The sequence below is a fragment of the Caballeronia sp. LZ019 genome (genome assembly GCF_031450825.1).
Lineage (GTDB): Bacteria > Pseudomonadota > Gammaproteobacteria > Burkholderiales > Burkholderiaceae > Caballeronia.
This window is the reverse complement of the sequence record NZ_JARTVZ010000002.1, coordinates 1,117,552-1,132,546: the sequence shown is the minus strand read 5'-3', so window position 1 is coordinate 1,132,546 and position 14,995 is coordinate 1,117,552. Positions and strand designations below refer to the sequence as shown.

The window sequence follows — 14,995 nt, the reverse complement described above, 5'->3', positions numbered from 1 at the left end:
ACACGGCATGCGCGACCGTCCGCCCGGCTCCGCGCATGCGCCTTCCGTTTCGCTGCACCAGTTGCGGTTGTTCATCACGCTCGCGCGCTATCGAAGTTTCACGCGCGTGGGCGACGAATTCGGCATCACCCAGTCGGCAGTCAGCCGCAGTATTCGAGAACTAGAAGATGAAATTGCGCTGCGGCTGTTCGACCGGACGACGCGCCACGTCACGCTGACCGATACCGGACGCAAGCTCTTGTCGCGCATCGCGCCGCTCGTCGAGGAACTCGAAGCGACGCTGCGGCCGCGCGCGTCGGAATCTGGCGAACCGGGCGTCGTGAACCTCGCGTGCAGTTGCGGCCTGACCGCGAGCGTTCTGCCGCCGCTTTTCGCGTCGTGCCGTGAGCGCCTTCCCGACATCACCGTGGTCCTGATGGACCGCCCGCAAAACGCCGTGCTCCAGCTCGTGCGTTCGGGCGAGGCGGAACTGGGCGTGGTGATCGCGCCGGACAATCTGGACGATCTCGCAAGCGAGCCGCTCTTCGCGGACGGGTTCGCCGCCGTGGTGCATGGGTCGCATCGGCTGGCGGGGGCAGGGCGCGTGGATTGGCAGCAGTTGCGCGGCACGCCGCTCCTTCTTCTCGACGATGACACCGGCAGCCTCGCTGCAATCGAAGCCGCGCTCGCGCGGTACGCGGTAACGGGCGCGGTCCGTCAGCGGCTCGCGCAGTCAGCGGCGGTCGCGCGAATGGCGGAAGCGGGCCTGGGCGTCGGCGTTCTGCCGATGCACGCGCGGAACGCGTGCGAAAGCGACCGCGTGCGTTTCATCCCGCTCGCACCCGACGAATCGCGCACGATCATGCTCGTGCGGCGGCGCGGGCGTGCGCTGCACGCAAGCGCGGCAAGCGTCTGGTGGCACTTCATCGCGTCGTCGACGCATACTCTTATCGCGTCTCAGGCGATCGAAGCCTGAGCGCCAGCTTCTCCCGGTCTTCGTTCCGCAGCGCGCCTCAGGTGCGGGTTTCCGCTCGCTCGATTCGCCTTGTTCGGCCTGCACCTGGCATGTAGTATCTTGTATATCAGCAACTACAAGCATCTAACTCAGGAGACGAACCATGAAAATCTGCGTGTACGGCGCCGGCGCCATCGGCGGTTACATGGGAGCCCAGCTTGCGCGTGCCGGAGCCGATGTGAGCTTCGTGGCGCGCGGGCCGCACCTTGCGGCGATGCAGGCGAACGGCGTGCGCCTCAGGATCGACGGGGAAGAACATACCGTCAAGGTCCGCTGCACGAACAATCCAGCCGAACTCGGGCCGCAGGACTTCGTCATCATCGCGTTGAAGGCGCATTCGGTGCCGGGCGTCGTCGATCTGATGCCGCCGTTGCTCGGCCCCGATACAGCCATCGTCACTGCGGTCAACGGACTGCCCTACTGGTACTTCCACGAGCACGGCGGCGAATTGGCCGGGACGACACTGCAGAGCATCGATCCCGGCGGCCGGCAGTGGAGCGTGTTCGGGCCGGAGCGTGCAATCGGCTGCGTGCTGCTGCCGGCTGCGGAAATTGCGGAGCCGGGCGTTATCGAACATCACTATGGCAAGAAATTTCCGATCGGCGAACCCAGCGGGCAGATCACGCCGCGTCTGCAGGCGCTGCACGACATCATGGTCGCCGCCGACATGGAAGCGCCGATGCGCGACAACATCCGCGACGAAATCTGGCTGAAGCTGTGGGGCAACCTCTGCTTCAATCCGATCAGCGCGCTCACGCACGCCACCCTCGACGTGCTGACGAGCGATCCCGGCACGCGCGCGCTTTCCAGGGCGATGATGCTCGAAGCCAAGGCTATCGGGGACCGGCTCGGCGTCAACTTCCGGGTGGACGTGGAGCGGCGCATCAACGGTGCGGGTGCGGTCGGCGCGCACAAAACCTCGATGCTGATGGACTGCGAAGCCGGCCGCCCGATGGAAATCGATCCGCTCATCACCGTCGTCCAGGAAATCGGGCGCCTCGTGAAAGTCGAGACGCCGATGATTGATGCCGTCCTCGCATTGATCAAATTGCGGGAAGCGGTGAACCAAGGCACGGCGCGTGCACAGCCACTCCCGCAACCGCAGAAAGCGGCATAAACTGCACTCGATGGCCCCAGCGTTGTTTCTAATATACAAGATGCAAAATATGTTGCGCGCTGTTGCGACGCAACATATACTGGAGGCTCTTGAGTGATTAACCGGAGCCTTGAAATGAGCATCGCCTTGTTGGTAGTTGTCGGATTCGCGCTGGTGGCCGTGGGTGTGGGCGTTACGTTTGTAATTGCGTCGGCGGTGCCGCAGGACATGCTGCAGCGCGCACAGGATCACGGTCGCTTCGCCGGTCTCGCGGCGGATGACCGGAACGGCGGTTCGGGCAAGCGTGTAGTTGCAGACCGGCCGCAAATGGGAAATCAAGCCATCAATGCCATCTGATACTCAATCGGTAGACCGTCCGGAAGTTCGGGGACTGACGCTCTCGCTGGAGCCCATCAATGCCACGGTTTCGCTGCGCGATCAGGCGTACGCGAAACTGCGGCAGGCTATCGCGGAGGCGGACATTTACCGCTCCCGCGAAGAGATTCGTCTGGACGAGAAAGAGCTGACGGAGGCGCTCGGCGTGAGCCGCACGCCCATCCGCGAAGCCATGACGCTTCTGGAGCAGGAAGGCTTTCTGCGCACGGTGCCGCGTCGCGGTGTCTACATCTTGCGCAAGACCAAGCGCGAGATCGTCGAGATGATCCACATGTGGGCCGCGCTCGAAAGCATGGCGGCGCGTCTCGCCACGCAGCGCGCGACGGACGAGGAAATCGCCCAGTTGCGCCACATGTTCGACAACTTCCGCGACACCACGCCTGCCGAGCATATCGACGAGTATTCAGAAGCGAATATCGCGTTTCATCAGGCCATCGTGCGGCTGTCCAAGTCGCAGATCATCTTCGATACGATCAAGAACATCTTCGTGCACGTGCGCGCGATTCGGAAAATGACGATCTCGCAGAGCGACCGCGCGTCGCGCTCGATCGTCGATCACATGCGCATCATCGAGGCGCTGGAAAAGCGCGACACCGAACTGGTGGAGCGGCTCGTCAAGCAGCATTCGCTCGATCTCGCGGCGTTCGTCGAGGCGAATTGCGATTTCCTGGACTGATTTCGCTTCCAGATGATCAAATGACAGAGAGGCCGCATAGCGGCCTTTCTGTCTTTCTCCGCGTTCGCGCGCGCTAGCGCAATGCACGCACCATCGTTTCGCCGAGCGCCGCAGGAGAGTCGGCGACATGGATACCCGCCGCCCGCATCGCGTCAATCTTCGCGCTCGCCGTGCCCGATCCGCCCGAAATGATCGCGCCCGCGTGGCCCATGCGCCGTCCCGGCGGCGCGCTCGTTCCCGCGATGAATCCCACTACCGGCTTCTTCGTCCTCGCGTCTTTCAGGAACTGCGCGGCTTCCTCTTCCGCCGATCCGCCGATTTCGCCGATCATGATGATGCCCTCGGTCGCGTCGTCGGCAAGAAAGAGTTCGAGGCAATCGATGAAGTTCGTCCCGTTCACCGGATCGCCGCCAATGCCGATGCATGTCGTCTGCCCGAGCCCGGCCGCCGTCGTCTGCGCCACCGCCTCGTAAGTCAGCGTCCCCGAACGCGACACCACGCCGATCTTCCCCGGCTGATGGATATGCCCCGGCATGATGCCGATCTTGCATTGCCCCGGCGTGATGACGCCCGGGCAGTTCGGCCCGACGAGACGGCTCTTTGAACCGGCGAGCGCGCGCTTCACGCGCAGCATGTCGAGCACCGGTATTCCTTCGGTGATGCAGACGATGAACGGCACTTCGGCATCGATGGCTTCGAGGATCGCATCGGCGGCGAAGGGCGGCGGCACGTAGATCACGGACGCGTCCGCGCCCGTCCGGGCGACCGCGTCGGCCACCGTATCGAAGACGGGCAGGTCCAGATGCGACGTGCCGCCCTTGCCCGGCGTGACGCCGCCGACCATGCGCGTGCCGTATGCGATCGCCTGCTCCGAATGAAACGTGCCTTGCGCGCCGGTGAAGCCCTGGCAGATGACCTTCGTATCCTGATTGATGAGAACGCTCATTTGGACTCTCCCACGGCTACGGCTGAAACGATTTTGTCGGCGGCATCGGCGAGATTTTCGGCGGGGATGATGGCGAGACCCGATGTGCGCAGGATTTCGCGGCCGGCATCGACGTTCGTGCCCGCGAGACGCACGACGAGCGGCACGTGCAGATCGATTTCCCGCGCCGCCGCCACGACGCCTTGCGCGATGACGTCGCATCGCATGATGCCGCCGAAAATGTTGACGAGAATCCCGCGCACTTTCGGATCGCGCAGGATCAGCTTGAACGCCGTCGCGACGCGCTCTTGCGTCGCGCCGCCGCCGACGTCCAGAAAGTTCGCCGGCTCGCCGCCATAGAGCTTGATGATGTCCATCGTGGCCATCGCGAGGCCCGCGCCGTTCACCATGCAGCCGATGTTGCCGTCGAGCTTCACGTAGTTGAGGCCGTGCTTCGCCGCTTCGATTTCGGCCGGGTCTTCCTCGTCTTCGTCGCGCAGGGCTTCGATATCCGGGTGCCGGTACAGCGCGTTATCGTCGAAATTGAGCTTGGCGTCGAGCGCGATGACATCGCCCGAACCGGTTACGACGAGCGGATTGACTTCGACCACCGACGCATCGAGATCGACGAACGCCTGGTACAGCGCCGCGATGAACTTCGAAGCCGCTTTGATCTGCGCGCCCGTCAACCCGAGTCCGAACGCGACTTGCCGCGTGTGAAACGGCTGCAGGCCCGTCGCCGGATCGATCGCCACTTTCAGAATCTTCTCCGGCGTGCGATGCGCCACTTCCTCGATCGCCATCCCGCCTTCGGTCGACGCCATGATCGTGATGCGCGAGCTCGCGCGATCGACCAGCATGCCGAGATACAGCTCGCGCGCGATGTCGCAGCCTTCCTCGATATAGAGACGCTTCACTTCTTTTCCCGCCGGCCCCGTCTGCTTGGTGACGAGCACCGACGACAGCATCTTGCGGGCGTTCTCGCGCACGTCGTCGACGGACTTGACGACGCGCACGCCGCCCTTGCCGTCGGGATCGTTCGAAAAGCGTCCGGCGCCGCGGCCGCCTGCGTGAATCTGCGATTTCACGACCCATACCGGCCCGCCGAGCGCGCTTGCGGCGTCGGCGGCTTCCTGCGGGTCGAAGGCGACGCGGCCTTGCGGGACCGCGACGCCGTACTTACGTAACAGCGCCTTCGCCTGGTATTCGTGGATGTTCATTGCGTCTCCTTTTGTGATGGCTGTGGCGCGAGGGACAGGACGGGGCGTTCGCGCTGGTATGTGATATATCACATTTCACGGAGCATCAAAAAGGGTCGGTGGTATCGTTGGGCCGCTGCATCGCAGCAATCAGAAGTCGGCGGGGCTCAAAACAGCAGCGTAAGAGGCGTTGATGCGCCGCATCACAGGGTTTTCGCCCCTGCCGGACGCTTGAACTAATACTGTGTGTGGAATATTGTATATCACAGACACCGGGCGGCAGCGCGACGCCTCGTGATCGCACACAACCCCCATCGAGGAGGAGACAACAATGTCCGAAGTCGTCAGCAGCCGTCCGGAAGTCGCTCCAGCCACCACCACCGCGGAAGACACGCTCAAACAAAAGACACGCGGCGCGGGCGTCGTGTCGGGCGGCCATCTGGTCGCGCGAGCGCTCAAGAACGAAGGCGTCGATACGATCTTCACGCTGTGCGGCGGCCACATCATCGATATCTACGATGGCTGTGTCGATGAAGGCATTCGCATCATCGACGTGCGCCACGAGCAGGTCGCCGCCCACGCCGCCGACGGCTATGCGCGTCAGACCGGCAAGCTCGGCTGCGTCGTCACGACGGCCGGCCCCGGCTGCACGAACGCGGTGACGGGCGTCGCCACGGCGTTCCGCTCGGAAAGCCCGATCATCCATATCGGCGGGCAGGGCGCGCTCACGCAACACAAGATGGGCTCGCTGCAGGACCTGCCGCACGTCGACATGATGGCGCCGATCACCAAGTTCGCCGCGACGATTCCGAGCACCGAGCGCGTCGCCGACATGATCTCGATGGCCGCGCGCGAAGCGTTCAACGGCGCGCCGGGTCCGGCGTATCTGGAGATTCCGCGCGACGTGCTGGACCGTGAAATCGACGTCAGCAAGGCCGTGATTCCGCAGCCGGGCCGCTACCGCGCATCGACGAAATCGGTCGGCGATCCGGCATCGATCGAACAGCTCGCCGATCTGCTCGTCAACTCGGAGCGCCCGGCTATCCTGTACGGCCAGCAAGTCTGGACGGCGCGCGGCCACGAAGAAGCGATTGCGCTCCTGCGCGGCCTCGATATCCCCGGCTACTTCAACGGCGCGAGCCGCGGCCTCTTGCCGCCGGGCGATCCGCATCACTTCGACCGCACGCGCTCGCAGGCTTTCGCGAAGGCGGACGTGATTGTGATCGTCGGCACGCCGTTCGATTTCCGCATGGGTTACGGCAAGCGCATCAGCCGAGACCTGAAGCTCGTGCAGATCGACATGGATTACCGCACGGTCGGCAAGAACCGCGATATCGATCTCGGGCTCGTCGGCGATCCGGGCGCGATCCTCGGCGCGGCGCTGCAGGCGGCGAGCGGGCGTCTCAAGAACGACAAGCGCCAGGCGCGCCAGGCGTGGATGCGCGAACTCGCGGCGGCCGAAGAAACCGCGACCGCGAAGCTGATGCCGCTCTTCACGTCCGACGCGAGCCCGATCCATCCGTACCGCGTCGCGCACGAGATCAACCAGTTCCTGACCGACGACACGATCTATATCGGCGATGGCGGCGACGTGGTCACGATTTCCGCGCAAGCCGTGCGTCCGCGCCGCCCCGGCCAGTGGATGGACCCGGGCGCGCTCGGCTCGCTCGGCGTCGGCACCGGCTTCGCGATCGCGGCGGGCCTCGCCAATCCGGAGAAAGAAGTACTCTGCTATTACGGCGACGGCGCCTTCTCCATGACCTCGTTCGACATGGAAACAGCCAATCGTTTCGGCGTGCCGTATATCGCGGTCGTCGGCAATAACTCGGCAATGAATCAGATTCGCTACGGCCAGCTCGCCAAGTACGGGCAGGACCGCGGCAACGTCGGCAACCTGTTGTCGGACGTGCCGTACGGACGCTTCGCGGAAATGCTCGGCGGCTACGGCGAGGAAGTGTACGAAGCGTCGAAGATCGCGGGCGCCTTGCAGCGGGCGCGCGAGTCGATCGCCAGGACGGGCAAGAGCGCGGTCATCAACATCTGGGTCGATCCCAGCGTGTATGCCCCCGGCACGATGGCGCAGACGATGTACAAATAAACGTAGAACCTATAAACGTCGCAAGAGAGACTGGAGACAGCCATGACGGTGAACACTTCTGGCAAGGCGCTGGACGGCGTGCGCATTCTCGACTTCACGCACGTGCAGTCGGGCCCGACCTGCACGCAGTTGCTCGCGTGGTTCGGGGCGGACGTGATCAAGGTGGAGCGCGCGGGCGCGGGCGACATCACGCGGGAACAGCTGCGCGATATTCCCGACGCCGACAGCCTCTACTTCACGATGCTCAACCACAACAAGCGGTCGATCACGATCGATACGAAAAACCCCGAGGGCAAGAAGGTGCTCGAAACGCTCGTCAAGAAGTGCGACGTGCTGGTCGAGAACTTCGCGCCGGGCGCGCTCGATCGCATGGGTTTCACGTGGGAGCGCATCCAGGAGTTGAATCCGCGAATGATCGTCGCGTCCGTCAAAGGCTTCGGGCCGGGGCCGTACGAGCACTGCAAGGTCTACGAGAACGTCGCCCAATGCGCGGGCGGCGCGGCATCGACCACCGGGTTCGACGACGGCCCGCCTGTCGTCACCGGCGCGCAGATCGGCGATTCGGGCACGGGCCTGCATCTCGCGCTCGGCATCGTCACGGCGCTGTATCAGCGTAATCAGACGGGGCGCGGCCAGAAAGTGCTCGCGGCGATGCAGGACGGCGTGCTCAACCTCTGCCGCGTGAAACTGCGCGATCAGCAGCGGCTCGAGCGCACCGGCGTGATGAAGGAATATCCGCAGTTCCCGAACGGCACGTTCGGCGAGGCGGTGCCGCGCGCGGGCAACGCATCGGGCGGCGGCCAGCCGGGCTGGATTCTCAAGTGCAAGGGCTGGGAAACCGATCCGAACGCATACATCTACTTCATCACGCAGGCGCCGGTGTGGGGCGAAATCTGCAAGGTGATCGGCAAGGAAGAGTGGATCGACCATCCCGACTACAAGACGCCGAACGCGCGCCTGCCGCATCTCAAGGACATCTTCGCGGAGATCGAACGCTGGACGATGACGAAGACCAAGTTCCAGGCGATGGAAATCCTCAACAAGCACGACATTCCGTGCGGCCCGATCCTGTCGATGAAGGAAATCGCGGAGGAGCCGTCGCTGCGCAAGACGGGCACGGTCGTGGAAGTCGATCATCCGGTGCGCGGCAAGTACCTGACGGTCGGCAATCCGATCAAGCTGTCCGATAGCCCGACCGAAGTCGTGCGCTCGCCGCTGCTCGGCGAGCATACGGAAGAAGTCATGGCCGAACTCGGCTACTCGCCCGACCAGATCGCCACGCTGAGAAGCCTCGGCGCGATCTGACCCACGCCTCATTCGATGTTGTCACGCCGCCGCCCGGAAAAGGGCGGCGCGGACCGGCACGCCCTATACACGGAGACATTTCACATGAACAGCACCGTTGTCCAGGAACGCAGCGAAGCGAGTAACGAATCCACGCAAACCGCCAATGTCGTGCCGCTGCATGCGAGCGACGCGAAGCGCCGCGTCGCCGAGATTTTCGATCGCGTGAGGGCGGAAGGACGCACCTCGCTGACCGCGCCGGAAGGCAAGCTCGTCTGCGATGCATACGGCATTTCCGTGCCGCAGGAAGGCGTAGCGACGAGCGCGGACGATGCGGTGAAGCTCGCGTCGTTCATCGGCTTTCCGGTGGTGCTCAAGATCGTATCGCCGGAGATCCTGCACAAGACGGAAGCGGGCGGCGTGCTCGTCGGCGTGAAGAACGAGGCCGATGTCCGCGCCGGTTTCGCGACCATCATCGAGAACGCGAAGAAGTACGATGCGAACGCGACGATCGTCGGCGTGCAGGTGCAGCAGATGGTCGGCGCGGGCCAGGAAGTGATCATCGGCGCGGTGACGGACCCGTCGTTCGGCAAGCTGATCGCGTTCGGTCTCGGCGGCGTGCTGGTCGAAGTGCTGAAGGACGTAACGTTCCGCCTCGCCCCGGTGACGCGCGAAGAAGCGGCGTCGATGCTCGACGGCATTCAGGCCGCCGAAGTGCTGCGCGGCGTGCGCGGCGCCGAGCCGGTGAATCGCGAGGCGCTCGTCACGCTGGTCGAGCGGGTGTCGCGGCTCGTCGACGACTTCCCGCAAATCTCGGAGATGGACCTGAACCCGGTCTTCGCGAGCCCGAGCGGCGCGGTCGCGGCGGACGTGCGGATCGTGATGGATTTCGAGCCGGCCGAGCCGCGCTATCGTCCGACGCAGGAGCAGATCGTCACGCAGATGAACCGCATCATGAAGCCGGATGCGGTCGCGGTGATCGGCGCGTCGAACGAGGACGGCAAGATCGGCAATTCGGTGATGAAGAATCTCATCAACGGCGGCTACCAGGGCACGATCTATCCGATCCACCCGAAAGCCGACGAGATCATGGGCCGCAAGGCGTACAAGAGCGTGAAGGACGTGCCCGGCGTGGTCGATGTCGCCGTGTTCGCGATTCCGGCGAAGTTCGTCGCGCAGGCGCTCGTGGAAGTGGGCGAAAAGAAGATTCCGGGCGCGGTGCTGATTCCGTCGGGCTTTGCCGAGACGGGCAATCACGAAGGCCAGGAAGAGATCGTGAAGATCGCGCGACAGTACGACATTCGCATGATGGGGCCGAACATCTACGGCTTCTACTACACGCCGAAGAACCTCTGCGCGACCTTCTGCACGCCGTATGACGTGAAAGGCAAGGCGGCGTTGTCGTCGCAGTCGGGCGGCATCGGCATGGCGATCATCGGCTTCTCGCGCTCCGCGAAGATGGGCGTGTCGGCGATCGTGGGCCTGGGCAACAAGAGCGATATCGACGAAGACGACCTGCTCACGTTCTTCGAGCAGGACGACAACACCGAGATCATCGCGCAGCACTGCGAAGACCTGAAGGATGGCCGCTCGTTCGCGGAAGCGGCGAAGCGCGTATCGAAGAAAAAGCCGGTGGTCGTGCTGAAAGCGGGGCGCACGAGTCTCGGCGCACGCGCGGCCAGCTCGCACACCGGCGCGCTCGCGGGCAACGACAAGATCTACGAGGACGTGTTCCAGCAATGCGGCGTGATTCGCGCACGTTCGCTGCGCGACCTGCTCGAGTTCGCGCGCGGCATTCCGAAGCTGCCGACGCCCAAGGGCGAGAACGTGGTCATCATCACGGGCGCGGGCGGATCGGGCGTGCTGCTGTCCGATGCGTGCGTCGACAACAATCTCTCGCTGATGACGATGCCCGACGATCTCGACGCCGCGTTCCGCAAGTTCATCCCGCCGTTCGGCGCGGCGGGCAATCCGGTGGACATCACCGGCGGCGAGCCGCCGAGCACGTACAAGAACACGATCAGGCTCGGCCTTCAGGACGATCGCATCCATTCGATCATCCTCGGCTACTGGCACACGATCATCACGCCGCCGATGGTCTTCGCGAAGCTCGTGATCGAAGTGAAGGAGGAGATGAAGGCGCTCGGCATCGAGAAGCCGATCGTCGCGTCGCTCGCGGGCGACGTGCAGGTGGAAGAGGCTGCCGAGTATCTGTACGAGCACGGCGTGCCGGCATATGCGTATTCGACCGAATTGCCGGTTGCGGTGCTCGGTGCGAAATATAAGTGGGCGCGCGGGGCGGGTTTGATCTGACGTGAAACGAGGGGGCGCGGCCCGCGCTCCCTCCAACGACAAAGGACCGCATAAGTGACCACCTGGATACGCTTTCGCGACGGCGACGGACGCATCGGCTTCGGTACGCTCGATCCGCATTCGGGACGCGTCGTGCAGCACGACGGCGCGCTGTTCGATCGCCCGCGCCCGACCGATATCACCTTCGCCGCCGACGACCTCACGCTGCTCGCGCCGTGCGAGCCGAGCAAGATCGTCGCGCTATGGAACAACTATTACGCGCTGTCGCAGAAGCTCGACAAGGCGCCGCCGCAGCATCCGCTTTTTCTCATCAAGCCACCGATGTCCGTTATCGGGCCGAACGAGGCCATCCGGCGTCCGCGCAGTTATCACGGAAAAATCGCGTATGAGGGCGAGCTTGGCATCGTGATCGGCAAGACGGTGTCGGGCGCATCGGTGGAGGAAGCCGAAGAGGCGATTTTCGGCTACACCTGCGTGAACGATGTGACCGCAATCGAATTGCTGCAGGAAGATCCCAACTTCGCGCAGTGGTGCCGCTCGAAGGGCTTCGACACCTTTACATGCCTCGGGCCGGCGATCGTCGCCGGTTTCGACTGGCGCAGCGCGACGCTCACCACGACCGTCGAGGGCGTCGAACGGCAGAACTATCCGCTCGACGACATGATCTTCTCGCCCGCTGAGCAGGTCAGCCTGATCTCGCACGACATGACGCTCGTTCCCGGCGATGTCATCGCGTGCGGCACATCGGTCGGCGTCGGCTCGATCAGGGACGGGGCGCGCGTGGACGTATCGATTGCGGGGATCGGGACGTTGTCCAACGTCCTTGCCGTCTAGCGACGCTTCACACATCTGCATGCAGAAACGACAAAGCCGGCGCACGAGGGCGCCGGCTTTGTCTTTGCGTCTCGATGCGCCGGCGGGCGGCGCATCGCACGATCAGCGATCGCGATTCCACAACGCGCCGAGCAGGAAGCCGACGGCTGCCGCAATCAGCACGCCGTTGATCGGCTGATCGGAGACGGCCGAGCGCACGTTGTCGATCGTCTGACCGTAGGTCTGCTGCAGCGAGCCTAACGCCTGCCGCGCCTTGCCTTCCACCTGCGTGCCGGAATCGCCCGTCAGCGCGCCGACCGCGTCCTGCACCTTGCCGACCACGTTCTGCGCCGTGCCTTCCACTTGATCTTGCACCATGGTGCCTCCCATTCTAGTTGAAGCGGTTTGCGTTGGAATTGCCTCGAAACTGCGTCGATACTGCTTCGATTCAACCGGCATCGCCGGAACGGACGATAGAGCACGCTTCGTGCCCGGCGCGATCGTCGCGTTTTCAGGCCGGGCCGATCAGATGGTTCACCAGCGCGAGCAGCTCGTCAATGGAAAACGGCTTGCGGCGAAATTGCGCATGTGGATGGTCGAGCGCGGGCGCGTGCGCCGCGGCGCTCATGAGGATCACCGGCACCTCGCGGAGCGACTCGCTCGACGCCAGATCGCGGATCAGCTCGACGCCGTCCTTGTGCGGCATCATCCAGTCGGTGATGACGAGATCGGGCGCGCTCATGTTCGCCGCCTCGAGCGCGACGCGTCCGTTGAACGCGGTCGTCACCTCGTAGCCTTCCATTTCCAGCACGAGCCGCCAGGTGGTCAGGATGTCGAATTCGTCATCGACGACGAGGATCTTTTTCATGCTCGCGCGCCGGGGTCCGACACGGAGATCGCGGGCGAGAGCGACGGATGCCCGGACAGGATGCCCGTCGGCCCGATGAACCCCTCGCTGATATGCAGCCCGGCCGAATCGATCGTGAGCCGGCGGATCGCCGTGTCGTGTGCGCCTTCGCGCTGCTTCACGATCGCCACCATGCGATGAAGCGCGGAATTCAGCTCGACATAGCGCATGAGCACGATGTTCTCGGTCATCGCGGAAGCGCGTAATGTCGCGGGGGCGGCGAATTCGTTGTAGAGCGGCAGTTCCTCGGTCAGCACCGTGGTCACGCCGATATTGCGCAGACGCTGCGTGAGCGCGTTGACGAAGAGGCCGAAGCGCTCGGTCCGGTTGGCCGACTGCAGGAAGCCGTCGATGCCGTCCACCACGAGCCGCGATGCGTTCGTGCGCGTGACGACGGCCATCAGCTCCGCGGCAAGTTCGTCGATGGCGAGTTCCACTGCGGGATGCCACTGAAGCGTGAGGCGCCCGTCCTTGACGGCATCGGTCAGGTCGATGTCTACGCCGAGCGCCTTCGCGACGAGCCGTTCCGGCGATTCGTAGATGCCGAAGTACACGCAGCGTTCGCCGCGATCGACGCCCGCCTTCAGGAACTTGAGCGCGAGCAGCGTCTTGCCGATCCCCGATGGTCCGACGAACGTGGTCGTCGAGCCGCGCATCACGCCGCCGCCGAACATGCGGTCGAACAGCGGGAGCGCGAAGTCGAGCCTTCCTTCGAAGTGCGACGGCGCGCCCGCCTGCTCGGAGGTGGCTTCGAGACGCGGAAACGCGACGAGCCCGTTCGCCGTGATATTGAAGAAATGCTTGCCCAGCAGATGATCGCGGGCGCGCAGCTTGTGAACTTCGATCTCGCGGGCGCGGCGCATGCCGGTGTTGAAGCGGTTCAGTTCGATGAGCCCGTCCACCAGCGTGTGCTCGGGATGCGGCTCGTTGCCCGACAGCGGCGCGAGGATGAGGGTCGTGCAGCGGGCGGCGCTGACGAACGCCGACAGTTCGTGGATGAATTGCGAAAGCTCCAGCTCCGTCGAACTGAACTCGCGCGCGCTCCGGAAACCATCGATGACCATGAAGCGCGGACGGCTCGTCTTGATCGTCGAGGCGATCAGCGCGAGAAATCCCGAGAGGCCGTCGCGCATCAGCTCGTGATAGCCGCTCACGAACAGCATGCGGTCCGAGATGGCGTCCGCGTCGTAGAACGAGAGCTTGCGCAGGTGCGACAGCAGCTTCGTATGCGACTCCGCGATGAGCGTGATGTACAGCACCTTGTCGCCGTTCGTGACGCGATGAAAGCCGATCTGCGACGAGAGAATCGTCTTCCCCGCGCCGGCCATGCCCTCGATCAGATAGAGCCCGCCTTCGACCAGGCCGCCGCCGAGAATATGATCCAGGCCCGGCACGCCCGTCGTGACGTTGCCGTCGCTGGCGCTCCGTTGCGGCGATGGATCGGGCGGGAGATTGTCGTCTTGGCTCATGGGATTTTCGTTTTTACTCGGCGAACCGCCTTTTCGAGATGGCGAATTATCGCTGACGAATGGCAAGCTGTCGTCATCGGTGCGTGAATCTGCTCGCCGCAACGTCGGTGTGCGGGCGGTTCGGGCGCGGACGGGCTCCGCAAGCGGTGTCGCCGTGATGACGGCGGTCCGGGAGCGCCGCATGATTCGCGCCCGCCGCCGTGCAATGCTGCGGTCCGTCATTGGAGAGGCACTTTGAGATGCTTCTCATGGGCGACGGACGGCCGCACTGGTGAAATAGCGGCGTCGCTTTCCACTCGGCGCCGTGTGTTTCCGGCGTCTGTTCAGGCGCCCCGCGCCGTCATTGCCTTCCACGTCATGTACCGTTCACATCCGCTTTCGGGCGCCATCGCGCTCGCCGCTTGCCTCGCTTCATCGCTGCTGTTGTCGCCCGTGCCGTCGCTTGCGGCGGAGCCGTCGGTCGACCCGCATATGCTTTCTGCCGCGCCGTTCCGCTTTCACGCGGACCGGGCCATTTTCTCGCGCATGTCGCCGCCATCATCGGATTCGCGCATTTTCTCGCGGCGTGAATTCCTCAAAAAGGATGGCTTCCCGAAATTCTCTCAAGCGGATACGCGGCGTCGTAAATCGCTTTGAGATTCTCATGTCAGTCATCCCTCGGATTTACCTGCTGAAAAGCGACGATAATCATTTACCTGCGATTAATCCTGGAAATTGAGATTTATCTGCTGCGATTGGCGTTAGCGCACTTGTAGAATCGCCCGGCTTTTGAATCGCCTGCTCGCGTCACGGGCGGCCACGCAAGGCACTACCTTCAATATAAAG

At 63.9% G+C, this 14,995-nt stretch carries 13 protein-coding genes; 8 read left to right on the top strand and 5 right to left on the bottom strand.

All coding sequences use genetic code 11. The features are described 5' to 3' along the window. Positions 1-7: 7 nt before the first annotated feature. From P9255_RS08265 to P9255_RS08250, 4 genes are all read left to right on the top strand, one after another. Positions 8-955, top strand: coding sequence for a LysR family transcriptional regulator (locus tag P9255_RS08265; RefSeq protein WP_309766599.1), 948 nt, complete (start codon positions 8-10; stop codon positions 953-955). A gap of 142 nt (positions 956-1,097) precedes the next feature. Next, positions 1,098-2,111, top strand: a complete 1,014-nt coding sequence (locus P9255_RS08260; RefSeq protein ID WP_309789338.1) for a 2-dehydropantoate 2-reductase — start codon at positions 1,098-1,100, stop codon at positions 2,109-2,111. 114 nt (positions 2,112-2,225) lie between these two features. Beyond that, positions 2,226-2,447, top strand: coding sequence for a hypothetical protein (locus tag P9255_RS08255; protein ID WP_309789337.1), 222 nt, complete (start codon positions 2,226-2,228; stop codon positions 2,445-2,447). Further along, entirely contained in the window at positions 2,437-3,162 is a 726-nt protein-coding gene (locus tag P9255_RS08250; protein ID WP_309766594.1) for a GntR family transcriptional regulator, read from the top strand. Before P9255_RS08255 ends, P9255_RS08250 begins: the two co-directional genes overlap by 11 nt. 73 nt (positions 3,163-3,235) lie before the next feature. Here P9255_RS08250 and sucD read toward each other — a convergent pair whose 3' ends face one another. Together sucD and sucC are read right to left on the bottom strand one after the other, a co-directional pair. Next, on the bottom strand, positions 3,236-4,108 hold the full coding sequence (gene sucD, locus P9255_RS08245; protein WP_309766593.1) for a succinate--CoA ligase subunit alpha: 873 nt from the start codon (positions 4,106-4,108) through the stop codon (positions 3,236-3,238). Further along, positions 4,105-5,307, bottom strand: coding sequence for an ADP-forming succinate--CoA ligase subunit beta (sucC, locus tag P9255_RS08240; protein WP_309766591.1), 1,203 nt, complete (start codon positions 5,305-5,307; stop codon positions 4,105-4,107). Before sucC ends, sucD begins: the two co-directional genes overlap by 4 nt. Positions 5,308-5,617: 310 nt before the next feature. Here sucC and P9255_RS08235 point away from each other — a divergent pair, with 310 nt between their 5' ends. From P9255_RS08235 to P9255_RS08220, 4 genes are all read left to right on the top strand, one after another. Beyond that, on the top strand, positions 5,618-7,384 hold the full coding sequence (locus P9255_RS08235) for a thiamine pyrophosphate-binding protein (protein WP_309766590.1): 1,767 nt from the start codon (positions 5,618-5,620) through the stop codon (positions 7,382-7,384). Positions 7,385-7,426: 42 nt separating this feature from the next. Next, complete coding sequence (gene frc / locus P9255_RS08230; protein ID WP_309766588.1) at positions 7,427-8,689, top strand: formyl-CoA transferase; 1,263 nt, start codon at positions 7,427-7,429, stop codon at positions 8,687-8,689. Positions 8,690-8,773: 84 nt separating this feature from the next. After that, on the top strand, positions 8,774-10,981 hold the full coding sequence (locus P9255_RS08225; RefSeq protein ID WP_309766586.1) for an acetate--CoA ligase family protein: 2,208 nt from the start codon (positions 8,774-8,776) through the stop codon (positions 10,979-10,981). A gap of 54 nt (positions 10,982-11,035) precedes the next feature. Further along, positions 11,036-11,815 (top strand): fumarylacetoacetate hydrolase family protein, encoded by a 780-nt coding sequence (locus P9255_RS08220; RefSeq protein ID WP_309766584.1) that lies wholly within the window; start codon positions 11,036-11,038, stop codon positions 11,813-11,815. Between the two features lie 102 nt (positions 11,816-11,917). Here P9255_RS08220 and P9255_RS08215 read toward each other — a convergent pair whose 3' ends face one another. From P9255_RS08215 to P9255_RS08205, 3 genes are all read right to left on the bottom strand, one after another. Next, the gene (locus P9255_RS08215; RefSeq protein ID WP_309766582.1) at positions 11,918-12,172 is read right to left on the bottom strand and encodes a CsbD family protein; all 255 of its coding nucleotides are present in this window, start codon (positions 12,170-12,172) and stop codon (positions 11,918-11,920) included. Positions 12,173-12,305: 133 nt separating this feature from the next. Beyond that, positions 12,306-12,662: a response regulator gene (locus P9255_RS08210; RefSeq protein WP_309766580.1), complete on the bottom strand. Its 357-nt coding sequence runs from the start codon at positions 12,660-12,662 to the stop codon at positions 12,306-12,308. Next, the gene (locus P9255_RS08205; protein WP_309766579.1) at positions 12,659-14,170 is read right to left on the bottom strand and encodes an ATPase domain-containing protein; all 1,512 of its coding nucleotides are present in this window, start codon (positions 14,168-14,170) and stop codon (positions 12,659-12,661) included. Before P9255_RS08205 ends, P9255_RS08210 begins: the two co-directional genes overlap by 4 nt. Positions 14,171-14,995: the final 825 nt, after the last annotated feature.